This window comes from Methylophaga sp. UBA4204 (genome assembly GCF_002379485.1).
Lineage (GTDB): Bacteria > Pseudomonadota > Gammaproteobacteria > Nitrosococcales > Methylophagaceae > Methylophaga.
This window is the reverse complement of the sequence record NZ_DFTU01000033.1, coordinates 2,232-19,064: the sequence shown is the minus strand read 5'-3', so window position 1 is coordinate 19,064 and position 16,833 is coordinate 2,232. Positions and strand designations below refer to the sequence as shown.

The window sequence follows — 16,833 nt, the reverse complement described above, 5'->3', positions numbered from 1 at the left end:
CAGCCATAACAGTAAACACTACAATAGTGATTCCGAGCAGCGTCGGAATCATCAGTAAGATGCGTCGCAGCAAATAATTCAGCATGTCTGTCTAACGCCTAGCGACTATGCTGCAGTTCGGCCGGGACATATATCTCGACCGGGACAGTCATCAGGTTAAGTCCCAATGCAGTTTTTTCCAGGTTATGAATGCGCCGGTCAATAAAGGCCATGGTATTGCGACGGAAGAGGAAAGTATAAGGCTGATCCTGCACCAGAATTTTCTCTGCCTGATGCCATAAATTCATGCGCTTTTCTTCATTTACTTCCCCACGAGCTGCATCAATGATGGCATCCAGCTCAGGATTTCGGTAATTGATAAAATTATCGCCACCTTCAACGGTTTGGCTGGAATGAAACATCTGATAGATGTCGATTTCGATACCTGATGTCCAGGCCAAGGTGATGGCATCGAAGTTTTTCTGTTGGATATTTTCTACCATTACCGACCATTCAGTGGGATTTGGTTTCATGATAATGCCTGAACGAGCATATAAATCTCTCAGAAACAGCACCATGCGGCGAGTATCATCACTGTCCTGAACGTAAGTCAGCGAAAACTCAAAATTGTCACCATCCGGGGTTTCCAATACACCATCATTATTGCTGTCCTGAAAACCGGCTTCCAATAATAATTCACGCGCTTTTTCAATATTATAGCCAATTGCCTCATTAGCCTTATCATGCTGAGCCGAGCCCGGCATAAAGGGGCTGGCTGCAGGTTGTCCATATCCCAGGAAAATTTCTTCTAATACTCTATCGACATCGGTGAGCATGGACATTGCGATCCGCACCCGTTTATCGGCAAATATAGTCTTTTCACCGCCACGTTCCTGATTCCAGGCAATAAAACTGTAACCTGCGGTAGGACTCATATATTCAAAATTCTGACTGCGTTCGATGATGTCTTTGTCATCCAGTAACGTTTGATATTCACGTGGACGAGCACTGTAGACATCAATATCCCCATTACGGAAAGTGGTTAAACGAGCACTGTCATTTTCGATAATTCGCCAGACAATGCGATCAAAAGAAGCACTGACCGGTCCCCAATAGCGAGGGTTACGTACCAGTTCAACGACACCTGCATCGGGAGACCATCCTTCAGGATTGGCTAAACGGAATGGACCTGAGCCGAGCAATAAGCCCCGGCTTTCATTAAACGTCTGGGGATCATCAAGAAAGCGTCCATAAAAATGTTCCGGTAAAATTTCCAGACTGCCGGCCAGTTGTAAGCTATTAAAGTAGGGTTCCTTGAAGACAAATTCCACATGGTAATCATCCAAGGCAGTCACCCGCTCTATGCGCGAAAGATATGCACGACTGCGGGGTGCGGCTATTGCCTCATTCATAATGAAATTAAAAGTAAATTCTACGTCTTTAGCGGTTAATGGTTCACCATCTGAAAACGAAATATCACGACGTAGTGCAAAGGTAATCGTCAAACCATCAGCAGAAGTTGACCAGTCTTCTGCCAGCAATCCATTCCATTCCAGTGTTTCGGGGTTTCTGACCAGTAATGATTCCAGCACATATTGTTGAACTTCGGCGGAGTATGCGTCAGCAGAAACCAGGGGGGTTAAGGTGCGGATATTGCTGCCAAACGCCATCATCAACCAATCTCCCTGGGCATACTCTTCGTGTTCAGTCGCTCGGCGGGCACGTTCAAAAGCATCTGTCTCTTTGGTGACTGATTGGTCTGAAAAGGAGGTGTTGGCAGCACTACTGAAATCGGCCGTACGAATCGTTTTTTCAAGATTACGTAATAAACCACGCGTCGAGCGGATATCCTTGGCCTGCTCTTCCATAATACGGGTCATTTCATCCATCTTGGTCCACTGCCTGTCTATCTGAACCATAAGTAGCAGGAACATCACCACGAATAAACTTAATCCAAGCCAAAACCAGAGTTTACTGATACCCGCATTTCCATTTTTCATGCTTTATTTGCCTATTTCTCTGTAGATGTTTGTTATTTTTTATGACTTTAGTTCAGCCTGACAGTTTGTAGAGCTGCTGTCAGTAGATTTCTACTAAAAATTTAGCTTCACGACTTGACAGTTGCAAATCCGGGTTGGTTCTTGTCGTAGCTAAAATTGTTATGACTGAATTCACTAGAATCTGTTGATCTTCCAGCGTCAGTATTGCAGACGGTTATGTTAAACATCACCAGTCCTTAATCACCCTCTCCCAGACAGAACTTGATTTCAGCCAGATTTTTTTCAACACTTTGTGTGCCCGCCTGTATTGCTTCAGCTGCACGGTAAAATTCCAGCAAACCGATATGTGATAAACGTGGTTGTAACAACACATCTGGTGGGTCACCCGCCATACGACTACGGGTGATACGATCCTGAGTGATATTTACCGACGCAGCAATTGCCGCGAACATATCCGGTACATCTTCTTTGGGCGTTTTCTCTTCACCAAAAAGATTGCCAGTGTAATTGGTGATGAAATCACTAATCCGGTTTCCCAGCAGACTGCTGCTTTGATCATTCTGGGGAACCGGAGGATTCTGATGCAGATGTTTTCCCAAAATATCGCCATTCAGGTTGACTGCAATCACAATATCAGCCCCCAATGCGCGACAAACCGATACTGGTACAGGATTAACTAATCCGCCATCTATCAACCATCGCCCATGATGCTTAATGGCTGGAAATAAACCTGGCAAAGAAATAGAAGACCAGACGGCTTCAAGCAATTTCCCCTCGGTATTCCAGACTTCCTGACCGGTATGAAGATGGGTCGCGACACTAGCATAGCGCGTCGGAAGATCTTCAATTAATGTGGCTTCTTCAGCCACATACTGTCTTAGGAATTGATGCAACTTATCTTTATTAACGACCCCATTAAATGGAAAACCGATATTAAAAAATCGCGCCGTTTCGAGTTTGGTCAATTTTAAAAGTCGTTGTTGCAGATCGGGCAATTTATTACTGAGATATGCCGCACCAACTAATGCACCTATAGAAGTACCGACCACTACATCGGGCTTGATTCCCGCCTTTTCGAGAGCATTTATCACACCAATATGTGTCCATCCTCTTGCTGCCCCACTGCCAAGTGCCAAGCCGATTTTCAACGAATTTTTCATTTAATGTTCACTTTAAATTTAAGGGGAAATCGTATTAACATGATGAAAAAGCTAAAGATATATAAATTCCGACCGTTATAACTGAATGACTCGTGTAACCTTAGGTCAACATGATGGATATATCACGAATTTATCATAACAACTTTTTAATTACCTACAGCACGCAACCGGTTAACCCTGGACAAGCCTCTGCGGAAAAAACCCAGCAAACAATTCATGAAGAGCGAAGGCAGCGTCGTGAACGTCGCAAACGTAAACAGAAAACGCGAATAGAAAGACGGGTTTCCTCAGAGCGCAGGGGCCCTTCGTTTGATGCCAAGGCTTGAATCAGGCTGTTCTTTAAAAGCTTTTACTCATGCGGATCATAAAGATAAACCATTAGTACGCTTTTAAAGCTTTTTTAAAGACTTTCGATCAAACAAGCCCCATCGTCCTGTTTTAACCGCGCCACGACGAATGCCGTTAACCGGTGCGATGTAAAACAAATCACCATTTTGTCCCAAAAGCTGTTGTCTGACCCCACTGGCTTTGGCAATTTTGGCATTGGCTTTCATGTGCATTAACTCGCCATGAACCGGGATCGCACATTGTGGCTGTACCCATTGGTACATGGTTTTAAGTTCTTCGCTAGCAGGATGTCCCGAGGCATGAATGGGCAGCGCGCTATTATCAATATCAATAACATCAACCTGCATGACTTTAAGCCGTTCTATCAAAGTGGCAATCGCCAGTTCATTTCCCGGGATGACTTTTGAACTAAAAATAACGGTATCGCCAGGTGATAATTGCATATCCCGAAAACTGTTCAGACTCAGTCGATTTAGCGCTGTTCGTGGTTCTCCCTGACTACCAGTCGCCACCAATAAAACCGTATGTGCAGGTAAAAACCCTAAATGCGCTGAATCTACTGACGTTTTCACACTGTTCCATAAACCAACATTTTTGGCAGCTGACACGGTGTTGATTAATGAGCGGCCAAGCAGGCCCAAATGGCGCCCGGTTTCGTCAGCAATTCTTGCCAGAGTGTGTAACCGGGCGATATTACTGCCGAAACAGGCGACCACGACTCTGCCTTTGGCCTGTTCAACATGGAATTTCAAACCTTGGTATAAATTCGCTTCTGATTCCGACCACCCCTGCACATTGGCGTTGGTCGAATCACAGACCATCGCATCAACCTGATATTCAGCTAATTTTTGAAAGGTACCTGCATCATATGCCGGACCCACCACCGGAGCTTTATCAAGCTTCCAATCCGCGGTATGGAATACTTTTCCTGCTGCTGTAGAGATAAGCAATGCATAAGGTTCGGGGATGGAATGAGTAAGTTTTAACCACTCCACATGAAATACGCCGATCTGTCGTTTGGCATCTGCTTCAACCACAATGACCGGCACTTTATCTGCGATACCACGTTCAACCAGCTTTCGTCGTAACATTTCAGCGGTAAATGCTGTTGTATAAACAGGGCACCGAAAGTATTCCCAAAGATAAGGCACTGCACCAATATGATCTTCATGAGCATGGGTAATAATCAGACCATCCAGCTGTTGACGACGGTCGATCAGAAATTGCGGGTCAGCCATCTGGATTGGCGGGTTCTGACTATTAAGTGGGTCACCGAACTCATCTACTTCAGCTTGAAATGTCACACCACAATCCACAATCAACCAACGCCCGTTATGTCCATACACATTCAGGTTCATGCCTATTTCGCCACAGCCCCCCAACGGCAGGAACCAAAAATCATCTTTTCCAGGTGTCATCCAGGCCTCTTAATTCAAATGCGTCGGTGTTCATTCTTTTCAGTTAAAACAAGTGTTGCTATGACTGGTAATGTTTTCACCAGTTCATTTTTGCTATCTTCATGATAGCAGTTGCACTTTTGCAACATTATAAATGCAGCCAGAGAAATTCTTTTCAAAGACACTCCAGCAAAGCCGTGATGTGTCTGTTCCGCTAGTGGCAACAGCTTTTTGTTTTACAAAGTTATCGGTTAACTCCTGAAACAGGACGTTTAGGTTTTCTCTTTCATTTTGGCTTTAACTACATTGTTTGAGTAGATTTTGCCGCTCCGGTCATTAAATCAATCGTCACAATTAACATAGCTACATCGTTGTTATTGAAGCTTATAAGCTGCATTTGGCATAAAGGAAATATCTGACTTAAATCAACAATGCTATACTTTGCGGCTGTTTACAGTTGAAAACGCTGCAGGCTTTTAACTATCCCAAATAATCAGAGGCAAACAGATGGAAAAATCCACCCTTATGTCAGAAGGATTAACGCTCATGGTAACCGGCATGGGTTTTGTATTTGTGTTTTTGACCGTATTAGTACTGGTGACGACATTAATGTCGTGGATAATCACACGTTATGAGAAAAGTGTCGGCGCCCTTCCTGCTGAAGGCATTCCTGCCCCTACTGCTGTATTAGGTCGGAATCAGTCAGGGCAGTCCAAACAGCAATCCCAATCTTCTCAAGATTCAACATTACTGACAGTTTTATCCAGTGCAGTTCACAAATACCGTAAAAACAAGTGACGCCAAGTCGCTCCACGAATTAGTAGTTTAATCAAAGGCCATAATATGACCGAAGCAAATAAAAAGCTTGGCATCACCGATGTCGTTCTGCGTGATGCCCATCAATCACTTTTCGCTACTCGACTCCGTTTAGATGACATGCTGCCAATTGCCGACAAACTGGATCAGGTAGGTTACTGGTCAGTTGAAACATGGGGTGGCGCAACTTTTGATGCCTGTATCCGCTATCTTGGTGAAGATCCCTGGCACCGCATCCGCAGTCTTAAGGCAGCCATGCCCAATACCCCACAACAAATGTTACTTCGCGGACAAAATTTGTTGGGTTATCGTCATTATGCTGATGATGTGGTGCGTAAATTTGTGGAAAGAGCCAGCATTAATGGCGTAGATGTGTTCCGCGTATTCGACGCAATGAATGATCCCAGAAACCTTGAAGTTGCTATCAAAGCTGTTCTGGAAAATGAAAAGCACGCACAAGGCACCATGGCCTACACCATCAGCCCGGTGCATGATTTGCAAATGTGGTTGGATATGGCCAAACGCATTGAAGATATGGGTGCCCATTCATTATGTATTAAAGATATGGCTGGTTTGCTTAAGCCTTACAAAGCTTATGAACTTGTTAAAAGCCTTAAGCAAACCATTGATATCCCTATACATATGCAGTCTCACGCGACGACTGGCCTGTCGACAGCGACCATCATGAAATGTGTGGAAGCTGGTATTGATAATGTCGATACCGCTATTTCATCAATGTCGATGACCTATGGCCATTCGGCGACTGAATCGGTTGTGGCCATATTCGAAGATACAGCCAGTGATACCGGTCTGAATATCGAATTGCTTGAAGAAATCGCTGCTTACTTCCGCGAAGTTCGTAAAAAATATGCCAAGTTTGAGGGAAGTTTACGCGGGGTCGATTCACGCATCCTGGTAGCCCAGGTTCCTGGTGGCATGTTGACCAATATGGAAGGCCAGCTGCGCGAACAAAATGCGCTGGACCGGATGGATGAAGTGTTACATGAAATTCCTCGTGTGCGTGAGGATCTCGGATTCATCCCGTTGGTAACGCCTACTTCACAAATTGTCGGCACCCAGGCAGTTATTAATGTATTAACCGGTGAACGTTATAAATCCATCACCGAAGAAACACAGGGTGTTTTACGCGGGGAGTATGGCTCTGCTCCAGCACCATTTAATTCTGAGCTGCAAAAGCGTGTGCTTAATGATGAAGAAGCGATTACCTGTCGTCCCGCCGATTTGCTTGAAGACGAAATGGAAAAGCTGACCAGTGAATTAATTTCACTTGCCGAAACAGAGGACTTTAAACTCGAAGAAGGTGAAAGACAGATTGATGATGTTTTAACCTTTGCGTTATTTAATCAAACAGCAATCAAATTTCTTAAAAACCGTGGCAATCCAGATGCATTTGAACCGTTGCCAACCGCGGAATCCACTCACGAATCCTCCACTCCAGCCAAATCGGCAGGTGCGCCTGAAACTTACACCATCACGGTCAATGGTCAGCAATATGTCGTTGAAGTGAATGAAGGTGGTGATATTAGTCAGATTGACAGCTCACAGGCGCCTCAGCCTGCTGCGCAGCCAAGCACAAATGAAGGCGTTGCTGTAAAAGCACCTTTGTCTGGCAATATCTGGAAAATCATGGTTTCTCAAGGCCAGTCGGTTAATGAAGGCGATGTATTGCTTATCCTTGAAGCGATGAAAATGGAAACACAGATAGTAGCCGAACACGATGGTACGGTGACTTCAATCAATGTTAAACCAGGTGACACCGTCAAAGTTGGTGACACTCTCGTTTCTATCGCTTAAGGGCAACTCTAATGGATAAGTTATTACATCTTTGGGAGGCCACTGGCTTCTATCAAATGCAACCTGGCCAGGGCATCATGATCCTGATCGGCATGTTGTTGTTATATCTGGCGATCAAGAAAAACTTTGAGCCTTTACTACTGGTTCCAATCGGCTTTGGTGGCGTGCTTGCCAATATTCCGGGAGCCGGGTTAGCTGAGGCCGGTGGTATTTTGCACCTGTTTTATGTGGTTGGTATTGAAAGTGGCGCCTTCCCGCTCATCATTTTTATGGGTGTCGGTGCAATGACCGATTTTGGTCCCCTGCTCGCCAATCCTAAAACCCTTTTTCTAGGGGCTGCAGCCCAGTTTGGTATTTTTGCAACGTTAATGGGGGCGGTTTTACTCTCTACCTTCGGTATATTTGACTTTAGTCTGGCTGATGCTGCTGCCATTGGTATTATCGGCGGCGCTGATGGGCCTACATCGATTTATGTTGCCAGTAAGCTTGCACCGGACTTGCTGGGTGCTATCGCTGTTGCCTCTTATTCTTACATGGCATTGGTACCATTGATTCAGCCACCGATTATGCGTGCGCTGACTAATGAAAAAGATCGTAAAATACGTATGCATCAGCAGCGTCATGTATCACAACGGGAAAAAATTGTTTTCCCTTTGGTCATATTGATTCTGGTCGCTCTCTTCTTGCCTGATGCAGCGCCATTATTGGGTATGTTCTGTTTCGGTAATCTGATGAAAGAATGTGCGGTAGTAGATCGTCTGAGTAATACTACTCAGAACTCACTGATCAACACTGTGACGATTTTCCTTGGCCTTGCGGTTGGTTCCAAATTAAGTGCAGAAAGCTTTTTGAATCAAATGACATTAGGCATTCTTTTGCTTGGTATGTTGGCCTTTTCTATCGGTACGGCCTCCGGGGTCATCATGGCCAAAATACTCAACAAAATAACCAAAGAGCCCATCAACCCGTTAATCGGTTCTGCTGGTGTATCAGCAGTCCCCATGGCGGCCAGGGTTTCTAACAAGTTAGGTCTGGAAGCTGATAAACATAACTTCCTGTTAATGCATGCGATGGGCCCGAATGTGGCCGGGGTTATTGGTTCTGCAGTAGCTGCAGGTATCCTGATTAACTACGCAGCAGGTTAACCTCTTTTATTGCTCCCTGAAAATAGCTTTTTTCAGGGAGCAATTTGTTTACCTTTAACTATTCTCACTTTTGCAATCTGATCGCCAAAACCTCTTATTTCACAAGCATATCCGGCAAAAGATGCGTGAGATTCAACCAGGCCCTGCCATTTTTCACCCTGGGCATAATCACCATTCATCTGGCTAAAATCCAGCCCAAAGCTTTTCAATAAAACTAACGTATTGCTATAGCTCATACCGGGGTTTATTTGTTCACAAGCAGATTTGATCTTATCGGTTTCCCACACATAATAAAGTGGGTATAACATCAACAGCACAATTGAAAATTGTATCAATTTAACAAGGGTCTGTTGATATTTCATAGCCGCCTCTGTTGTGACTGAAAATGCACCAATCAAGGCGCGAGGAATGCAGTTTAGTAGTTCTAAATAAATGACGAGTAACGTAGAGTGGTGCATTTTCAGTCACAACCCAAAGGGCTGGGACTATTTTTTTGCCCCACGGCGTTGGAAATGACTTATGTAGATCACTACATCGCATCATTTCCGCCTTGTTGGACAAAAAAAGAGCCTCCAGCAGTGGTGGCTCTGAAAAATCAATAGACCCTGAATATTTCATGGCCATGTTTCCTTTCATTGAGCCATTTTTAAGTGTGTTGATTGTAGAGTGAGTCACATTGTTAAAACGTGACCTAACGATTATTTTTACAAAATAACAGGAAACTTCCATGTCTAACGAAATAATACCCGTTCATATCACCAAAAGTCCGGTCGAACTTTTCAAGATCCTTAAATTTGAAGGTATTGCTGACAGTGGTGCCGAAGCAAAAAATATCGTTGCTGAGGGACACGTAAAAGTGAATGGTGAAGTTGAAACCCGTAAACGCAGACAAATGGTCGCGGGTGATATTTTTCAAATTGGAGAGGATAGCTGGCAGTTGGTGGATTGACTTAATGGTAGTTTAATATATGATTTACTGCATATATGAATATTCAAATATGATTTAGCTGTGGATTTACTGAGTTTTCACAAATGTCTGGCAGATGAAACACGTCTGCGTATGGTGTTGCTGATTGTTGATCAGGGCGAACTTTGCGTATGTGAGCTGATGTCCGCTATGAAAATAAGCCAGCCGAAAATTTCACGTCATCTGGCGCTTCTCAGACAACATGGACTATTACAGGATAGACGTCAGGGACAGTGGGTTTATTATCGACTTAATCCGGAACTCCCCGCTTGGTCACAACAGTCCATCAATGCTGCTTATCAGAGTAAACCTGACTTCTTCAAAGAAGATTTAACCAAGTTACAACGCCTGGGTAATTGCTGCTAAAAATTTTCATTAAATATATATGGATAAACATATGTTATGACAGCCAAACCTTTCAAATTTTTATTTCTTTGCACACACAATGCATGTCGAAGCATTCTTGCTGAGGCCATCTTCCGACACTTAGCGGATACCAGGTTTATTGTGGCCAGTGCGGGCAGCAACCCTGCGGGTAATGTTTTCCCTGAAACACTGACCAAATTGCAGGAACATGGTTACAGCGTTGAGGGTTTATCCAGCAAATCCTGGGATGATTTAAAAGATTATCAACCGGATGTTGTAATCACTGTTTGCGATCAGGCCGCAGGTGAAAGCTGCCCGGTCTGGTTTGGTAAGGCCGTGAAAGGACATTGGGGATTGACCGATGCTTCCAAAGTAGCGGATCCACTTGAGCGAAATCAGACTTTCGATGAATTAATCAGTTTGCTCGACGCTCGTATCAGCGCATTACTGCAATTAATGCCAGATGAATTATCTGCCTCTGAACTCAGTGCCGACATTAAACGCATAGGAGCTACATACTGATGGGCATATTTGAACGCTATTTATCGGTTTGGGTCGGACTGAGTATTCTGGCGGGTTTGTTCTTGGGAAATCTGTTTCCCAGCCTGTTCAATCTGGTTGCCAGCCTGGAATATGCTCATGTCAATCTGCTGATCGCGATATTTATCTGGTTAATGATTTATCCAATGATGGTGCAGGTGGATTTCACGGCAATTAAAGATATTGGCAAACGGCCTCAGGGAATCTGGCTGACTTTAGTCATCAACTGGCTGATCAAACCCTTCACTATGGCTGCCCTGGGCTGGCTGTTTTTTAAGGTCCTGTTTGCCGGATGGGTCGATCCCCAATCGGCTGATGAATATATAGCTGGCATGATTTTACTCGGTGTAGCTCCCTGCACGGCAATGGTGTTTATCTGGAGTCAATTGGTCAAAGGTGATGCTAATTACACGCTGGTACAAGTGTCTCTCAATGACATAATTATGATTTTTGCGTTTGCACCGATTGCCGCATTTTTACTTGGCATTACGGATTTGACCGTACCTTGGGAAACCTTGCTGATTTCAGTCGTTTTATATGTATTGTTACCCTTATTAGCCGGCTTTTTTACTCGACAACATATTATTAAAAACAAAGGTTTGCCTGAGTTAACCCGATTTTTAAATCACATCAAACCCTGGTCAATTCTGGGATTACTGGCCACTGTACTGCTTTTGTTTGGCTTTCAGGCTGAAACCATTCTGCAACAACCTTTCATTATTTTACTGATAGCAATTCCACTGTTGATTCAAACCTATGGGATTTTTGCGCTGGCTTATTTCGCAGCGATAAAACTGCGCCTCCAGCATGATGTTGCTGCACCGGCATGCCTTATCGGTACCTCCAACTTCTTTGAAATGGCTGTTGCCGTTGCTATTTCATTATTCGGGCTTCACTCCGGCGCTGCTCTTGCAACTGTGGTGGGAGTTCTGGTCGAAGTGCCGGTCATGCTGACGTTAGTCTATTTCGCCAATCGCACCAGAAACTGGTTTCCCAAAAAAGAGAATTTATCATGACAATTAAAGTAGGTATTAATGGTTTCGGCCGTATCGGTCGATTATGTTTACGTGCCGCATGGGACTGGGAAGATATTGAGTTTGTGCAGATTAATGATCCTGCGGGTGATGCTGAAACCCACGCCCATTTGTTAAATTTTGATTCGGTACATGGCCGCTGGGATCATCAGGCAGAAGCCAATGGCAATACTATTTTTGTTGGCCATAAAACGCTTGCTGTAACCACCAATAAAGCTATTGATGATACTGACTGGTCAGCTTGTGATGTTGTCATAGAGGCTTCCGGTAAAATGCGCGACACTGGTTTGCTGCAAAGCTATATGGATCAGGGTGTAAAACGTGTGGTCGTTACAGCTCCAATCAAACAACCCGGTATTTTAAATGTCGTAATGGGTGTGAATGATGATCTGTATGATGCCAATAAACATCCTATAGTAACGGCCGCATCCTGCACTACCAACTGCCTGGCACCAGTCGTCAAAGTCATTCATGAAAAACTGGCTATCAAGCATGGCATGATCACTACCATCCATGATCTGACCAATACTCAGTCAATTATGGATACTCCCCACAAAGATTTACGCCGTGCTCGGATGTCCGGCACTAACTTGATTCCGACCACCACCGGAAGTGCTACAGCCATTACTGAAATTTTTCCCGAACTCAAAGGGCGACTCAATGGACATGCTGTACGTGTGCCATTAGCCAATGCTTCATTAACGGATTGTGTGTTTGAAGTTGAACGTGCAACCTCGGTTGAAGAAGTCAATGCACTATTAAAAGCTGCAGCAGAAAATGAGTTAAGTGGTATTTTGGGCTATGAGGAAAAACCGCTGGTTTCCAGTGATTATCGTGGCGATCCGCGTTCCAGCATTATTGATGCACTATCGACCATGGTCACTAATGAGACCCAGGTGAAAATTTATGCCTGGTACGACAATGAATGGGGTTATAGCATGCGGACAATGGAGCTGGTGCGTAAAGTTGGCTTAAGTGAAGTTAGCTTGCCTTGCGAAACGTCAGGTTAAATCGATAAGGCCCGGTCAGTGGATGCTGGCCAGGTTTTAATGTTAATACACCGTGATAATAACGACGCGCTGCCCTGCCCCAGACGATGACATCGCCATGTTCAAGTGGAACACGTTGCTTTGGATCATTTCTGCTGGCACCACCAAACTGAAAAATAATGGGCAACCCAAGTGAGACTGAAACTATTGGCTGAGAAAAATCCCGCTCATCCTTATCCTGATGCAGCCCCATCTTGGCACCGACTTCATATTGGTTCATTAAACAAACATCAGGATTAAAGTCAGAAAAGCCACAAATCTGAGCCGCGGTTTCAGCAAGCTCACGAAAACATTGCGGCATTTCAGGCCATGGCAAATTTGTCAGTGGATCGATTGCGGTATATCGGTAACCTTGTCGATCGGTGTGCCACCCCACATCACCGCAATTAGTAATTGCTGCAGACATATAAAATCCGCCAGGTGTCTGCATTTTACGAAAAGTTGATTGGGCATTAATCTGACCAATGGCAGTTATTAACTGTGGGGCTTGTTGAAGGGCAAAACCTTTCAGAAGGAAGACATCCGGCAAGATCTCATCACAGTCTTTAAAGACACTCTCAGCAAATAAATCTGCTGTATGCATTAGGCCTTGTTGATCTTTCATATCCACCACTGCTGGCGACTATTTTTGTGTCCGACAAGGCGGAAAGCACGCAGTGTAGTCTTCCTACATAAGTGATTGACAACGAAGGCGGCCGCAAAAATAGTCCCAGCCCTTCGGGTTGTGACTGAAAAAGCGCCACTCTGCGTTGCTCGTCGCTTATTTAGAACAACTAAAAGGCGCTCCTCGTGCCTTGATTGACGCTTTTTCAGCTCACAACAGAGGCGGAGATGAAAGATAAACAAGCCCTAGGCCAACATCAATCGCTCACGGCGTAACAGCGCTTGTTTACTCTCGACTCCCCAACGATATCCGGAAATTGCACCATCTTTGCGAATCACTCGGTGACACGGGATGATAACCGCAATATTATTGGCTCCACAGGCACTGGCGATGGCTCTTACAGCCCCGGGTTTATGCAGTTTTTCAGCAATATCGCTGTAGCACACTGTTGACCCCACCGGAATTTCCCTTAAGGCTTGCCAGACTTGTTGTTGAAAAGTCGTGCCTCGCAGATCCAGATTAAAATCCGTGTTTTTTTGTGGGTTATGAATAATCTCAATCACTTTTGAAAGTGTATTTTTAATACCACTGCCCCCGTCAACACATTTTGCCGTTGGATACTGTTTTTGCAGGCTGGCCATTAGTTCTTTAGCCGATTTGCCCAGGTAAACGGCACAAATACCATTTGGAGATTCACCAACAAGCACATTCCCCACTGGACTGATACCAATAGCAAAATGAATTTGTTCAAATTCTGGTGCAATGACACGTAACTCACTTGCCATTATCGATTGTCCTCTGTTCACGTAGCGTTCACCTTAACGTTGTTAGATTACATTTATAAATATTAATTCCTTCATTAGTTTAACAGTAAGGAATTTGCCGATGCAGGTAGTCAAAAATTCCATTAAGCTATACTGCATATAGGAATTTTTCCTGGACAATATTATGAAACTTAAATTAATACTGCTTTTACTCTGTTCCCCGCTGCTGGCACACGCAGGTGCGGTCTCTCAGCTTGGTACAGGTGATCCATTGAAACTGGTTTATCAGGAAATGCTTTATCAGTATCAGGTTGGTTTGCAATTACATGAACAATACGACTTCAAGCAACCAATTGATGTGATGCAATGCAAAAATCAGCATGGATATATTCAAACCCGTGCCAGATCTATGGTGGGCACTGCAAAACAAGTTGAAGAAGAAATTCGCAGTGACGTAATTGATGCGGCATGGTTTGCGCTAAATTGCTCACGTTGCGGCAGTGCAGCTGATAGCTGCGATCAAGTGCCGGAAAAACTTGAGTTCATCAAGCTACAACTTGAAGCCAAACAAAAAGCTAAAGCTGAACAGCAGTAGTTTACAGGCGTTATTTTCGTTAGTACCTGTCGAATTTTATCTTTCCTGCCTTATGCTGAAGGGTGACTCTAAGTGCCTCCAAACAGCGGCTAACTTACAGAACCTTTATCTCAGTTTAAATCCAACACCGGTGCAGATTTAAACTTGTTAATGAGTACTTGTTGCTGACAATGCGGTGCCTGTTTCAAAGGTTTAGCCGTTTCAACTCCTTTTCACAATTATTTCAGAGGTATTTATGAGCCAACTGCAGGCGAATGATTTGTTATCTCCAATCAAACTTGGGCAGGTTACACTGAAGAATAGAATGGTTATGGCCCCATTAACCCGCAATAGAGCGGGAGAAGGTTTAGTGCCAACCGAAATGAATGTTACTTATTATCGACAGCGTGCCAGTGCCGGCCTGATTATCAGTGAAGGTTCACAAATTGCTGATGATGCATTGGGTTATCCGCATACCCCCGGTATTCATACTGATGAGCAAGTGCTTGGCTGGCGAAAAGTAACGGATGCCGTGCATCGGGAAGAAGGACTGATCTTTATGCAACTCTGGCATTGTGGTCGGGTTTCACACAGCTCCATGCTGCCAAATGGTATGAAACCGCTGGCACCTTCTGCCATCAAACCTGCAGGTGAAGTCTATACCTATGAAGGCATGAAACCATATGAAACACCCCAGGCCATAGAAACAAGCGACATTCCACGGATTATTGAACAATATCGTCATGCCGCCTGCTGTGCGGTTGAAGCTGGTTTTGATGGCGTTGAAATTCACGCTGCCAATGGCTATTTGCTGGATCAGTTTCTTCGGGATGGAAGTAATAAACGCACTGATCAATACGGTGGCAGTATTGAAAATCGCGCACGATTGATTATGGAAGTCACTGCGGCAGTATGCGAAATATGGGATCCCAAAAAAGTGGGGATTCGCCTCTCCCCGCTGCAGCCGTTTAATGATTTATATGATTCCAATCCTGAGGCGACTTTCAGTTACATGGTAAAGGCGCTCAATAAATTTGAACTGGGTTATCTGCATGTCACTGAAATGGGCGCTGAAACTCCCGGTGTTGCCGGCCCTTATTTTGATGTTAGCTCTTTGCGTAAATTATGGAATGGTCTTTATATGACTAACAGTAATTATGATTATGCGTCAGGCAATCAAGCTCTAAAAGATAACAAGGCTGATCTGATTTCGTTTGGCAAACTGTTTATTGCTAATCCGGATCTTCCTGAACGTTTTGCCAAAAATGCACCACTGAACCAACCGGATCCAGATAGTTTTTATGGTGGTGATGCAAAAGGTTATATCGATTACCCTTTTCTTGAACCGGTATAAGTTTATTTTTGATTAAGAGCTTGTTGATCTTTCATTTCCGCCACTGTTGTGACTGAATGTAGTACTCAAAGTGCGATTATTGCAGTTTATGAGTCGGAAAAAAGTTTCCAGCAGTGGTGACGATAAAAGATAGGCACCCCCTAAAAAGCCGGCTATGCCGGTTTTTTTATGCCTGCTTTTTTATTTATGAAAATATGAAAAATATCACTTACAGTTGAATCAGCAGACAAACGAATTAATGGGTATGTAATAATTGAACTTATAGTTATTACAACTGCGTTGAAAATGACTTATGCAGGATGACGACATCTCAACATTTCTGCCATGTTGGAAAAAGTCTCGTCTTCAATATTGACGGCTTTAAAGATAAACAGACCCTCGGTTTAATATGGATTTTATCAATACTCTTTTTCTACTTGGCGGCCTGCTTATTTCCCTAAGCATTCTTGGTAGTCGTCTTTCATCAAAGTTTGGCCTGCCATTACTGATTATCTTTTTAGCCCTGGGCATGTTAGCCGGTGAAGAGGGTGTTCTGGGGATTCAGTTCGATGATTACTCCCTGGCTTTTCTGATTGGCCATCTTGCCCTGGCAATGATTCTGCTGGATGGTGGATTACGTACCCGTTTGAAAACCTTTCGTGCCGGCTTCAAACCTGCACTTTCCCTTGCGACATTAGGTGTTTTACTGACCAGTGGCAGTATCGGCTTGCTGGCAATGTGGATATTTGATCTCAAGCTGCTTGAAGGGTTATTGATCGGCGCCATTATCGGTTCAACCGATGCGGCTGCGGTATTTTCCATGTTGAGCGGGCGAGGAATAAACCTGAATGAACGCGTTGGTGCCACCTTGGAAATTGAATCTGGCACCAATGATCCTATGGCAATTTTCCTTACGATTATGCTGGTCGAGTTAATGACCGG

Annotated in this window: 17 protein-coding genes; 11 read left to right on the top strand and 6 right to left on the bottom strand. The window is 44.2% G+C overall.

Annotated features, from left to right (window positions below; genetic code table 11):
• Positions 1 to 98 precede the first annotated feature (98 nt).
• The 3 genes from B3182_RS04280 to B3182_RS04270 all read right to left on the bottom strand — a co-directional run bounded on the left by B3182_RS04280 (position 99) and on the right by B3182_RS04270 (position 4,905).
• The gene (locus B3182_RS04280; RefSeq protein WP_292751669.1) at positions 99 to 1,979 is read right to left on the bottom strand and encodes a peptide-binding protein; all 1,881 of its coding nucleotides are present in this window, start codon (positions 1,977 to 1,979) and stop codon (positions 99 to 101) included.
• A 236-nt stretch (positions 1,980 to 2,215) separates the two neighbouring features.
• Positions 2,216 to 3,139 carry a patatin-like phospholipase family protein gene (locus B3182_RS04275; protein ID WP_292353430.1) on the bottom strand — a complete coding sequence of 308 codons (924 nt, stop codon included), beginning with the start codon at positions 3,137 to 3,139 and terminating at the stop codon, positions 2,216 to 2,218.
• Positions 3,140 to 3,528: 389 nt separating this feature from the next.
• Positions 3,529 to 4,905: a ribonuclease J gene (locus B3182_RS04270; protein WP_292353428.1), complete on the bottom strand. Its 1,377-nt coding sequence runs from the start codon at positions 4,903 to 4,905 to the stop codon at positions 3,529 to 3,531.
• Positions 4,906 to 5,391: 486 nt separating this feature from the next.
• Between B3182_RS04270 and B3182_RS04265 the strand changes: the two genes are divergently transcribed.
• Genes B3182_RS04265 through B3182_RS04255 form a run of 3 tightly spaced genes read left to right on the top strand, consistent with a single transcriptional unit; the run spans position 5,392 to position 8,660 of the window.
• The gene (locus B3182_RS04265; RefSeq protein WP_292353427.1) at positions 5,392 to 5,682 is read left to right on the top strand and encodes an OadG family transporter subunit; all 291 of its coding nucleotides are present in this window, start codon (positions 5,392 to 5,394) and stop codon (positions 5,680 to 5,682) included.
• 45 nt (positions 5,683 to 5,727) lie between these two features.
• On the top strand, positions 5,728 to 7,515 hold the full coding sequence (oadA, locus tag B3182_RS04260; protein ID WP_292353426.1) for a sodium-extruding oxaloacetate decarboxylase subunit alpha: 1,788 nt from the start codon (positions 5,728 to 5,730) through the stop codon (positions 7,513 to 7,515).
• An 11-nt stretch (positions 7,516 to 7,526) separates the two neighbouring features.
• On the top strand, positions 7,527 to 8,660 hold the full coding sequence (locus B3182_RS04255; protein ID WP_292353425.1) for a sodium ion-translocating decarboxylase subunit beta: 1,134 nt from the start codon (positions 7,527 to 7,529) through the stop codon (positions 8,658 to 8,660).
• A 32-nt stretch (positions 8,661 to 8,692) separates the two neighbouring features.
• Here B3182_RS04255 and B3182_RS04250 read toward each other — a convergent pair whose 3' ends face one another.
• Positions 8,693 to 9,022, bottom strand: a complete 330-nt coding sequence (locus B3182_RS04250; protein WP_292411253.1) for a hypothetical protein — start codon at positions 9,020 to 9,022, stop codon at positions 8,693 to 8,695.
• A 365-nt stretch (positions 9,023 to 9,387) separates the two neighbouring features.
• Between B3182_RS04250 and B3182_RS04245 the strand changes: the two genes are divergently transcribed.
• Genes B3182_RS04245 through B3182_RS04225 form a run of 5 tightly spaced genes read left to right on the top strand, consistent with a single transcriptional unit; the run spans position 9,388 to position 12,577 of the window.
• Positions 9,388 to 9,609, top strand: a complete 222-nt coding sequence (locus B3182_RS04245) for an RNA-binding S4 domain-containing protein (protein ID WP_292353423.1) — start codon at positions 9,388 to 9,390, stop codon at positions 9,607 to 9,609.
• Positions 9,610 to 9,669: 60 nt separating this feature from the next.
• Complete coding sequence (locus tag B3182_RS04240; protein WP_292353422.1) at positions 9,670 to 9,993, top strand: metalloregulator ArsR/SmtB family transcription factor; 324 nt, start codon at positions 9,670 to 9,672, stop codon at positions 9,991 to 9,993.
• A 36-nt stretch (positions 9,994 to 10,029) separates the two neighbouring features.
• The gene (locus B3182_RS04235) at positions 10,030 to 10,515 is read left to right on the top strand and encodes an arsenate reductase ArsC (protein ID WP_292353421.1); all 486 of its coding nucleotides are present in this window, start codon (positions 10,030 to 10,032) and stop codon (positions 10,513 to 10,515) included.
• The gene (arsB, locus tag B3182_RS04230; RefSeq protein ID WP_292353420.1) at positions 10,515 to 11,549 is read left to right on the top strand and encodes an ACR3 family arsenite efflux transporter; all 1,035 of its coding nucleotides are present in this window, start codon (positions 10,515 to 10,517) and stop codon (positions 11,547 to 11,549) included. Before B3182_RS04235 ends, arsB begins: the two co-directional genes overlap by 1 nt.
• A complete protein-coding gene (locus tag B3182_RS04225; protein ID WP_292353419.1) occupies positions 11,546 to 12,577 on the top strand; it encodes an ArsJ-associated glyceraldehyde-3-phosphate dehydrogenase in 1,032 nt (343 codons plus the stop codon). The genes arsB and B3182_RS04225 overlap by 4 nt, the downstream gene beginning before the upstream one ends.
• Here B3182_RS04225 and alkB read toward each other — a convergent pair.
• The gene (gene alkB / locus B3182_RS04220) at positions 12,549 to 13,220 is read right to left on the bottom strand and encodes a DNA oxidative demethylase AlkB (protein ID WP_292353418.1); all 672 of its coding nucleotides are present in this window, start codon (positions 13,218 to 13,220) and stop codon (positions 12,549 to 12,551) included. The two genes, B3182_RS04225 and alkB, sit on opposite strands and share 29 nt — an antisense overlap.
• Before the next feature lie 245 nt (positions 13,221 to 13,465).
• The gene (locus B3182_RS04215) at positions 13,466 to 14,005 is read right to left on the bottom strand and encodes a methylated-DNA--[protein]-cysteine S-methyltransferase (RefSeq protein ID WP_292355727.1); all 540 of its coding nucleotides are present in this window, start codon (positions 14,003 to 14,005) and stop codon (positions 13,466 to 13,468) included.
• Between the two features lie 163 nt (positions 14,006 to 14,168).
• On the opposite strand from B3182_RS04215, the gene B3182_RS04210 reads away from it, so the two are divergent.
• From B3182_RS04210 to B3182_RS04200, 3 genes are all read left to right on the top strand, one after another.
• A complete protein-coding gene (locus B3182_RS04210) occupies positions 14,169 to 14,579 on the top strand; it encodes a hypothetical protein (protein WP_292355725.1) in 411 nt (136 codons plus the stop codon).
• A 235-nt stretch (positions 14,580 to 14,814) separates the two neighbouring features.
• Positions 14,815 to 15,912 carry an alkene reductase gene (locus tag B3182_RS04205; protein ID WP_292355723.1) on the top strand — a complete coding sequence of 366 codons (1,098 nt, stop codon included), beginning with the start codon at positions 14,815 to 14,817 and terminating at the stop codon, positions 15,910 to 15,912.
• A 388-nt stretch (positions 15,913 to 16,300) separates the two neighbouring features.
• The coding region (locus tag B3182_RS04200) for a cation:proton antiporter (RefSeq protein ID WP_292751666.1) at positions 16,301 to 16,833 on the top strand (533 nt) is incomplete at its 3' end.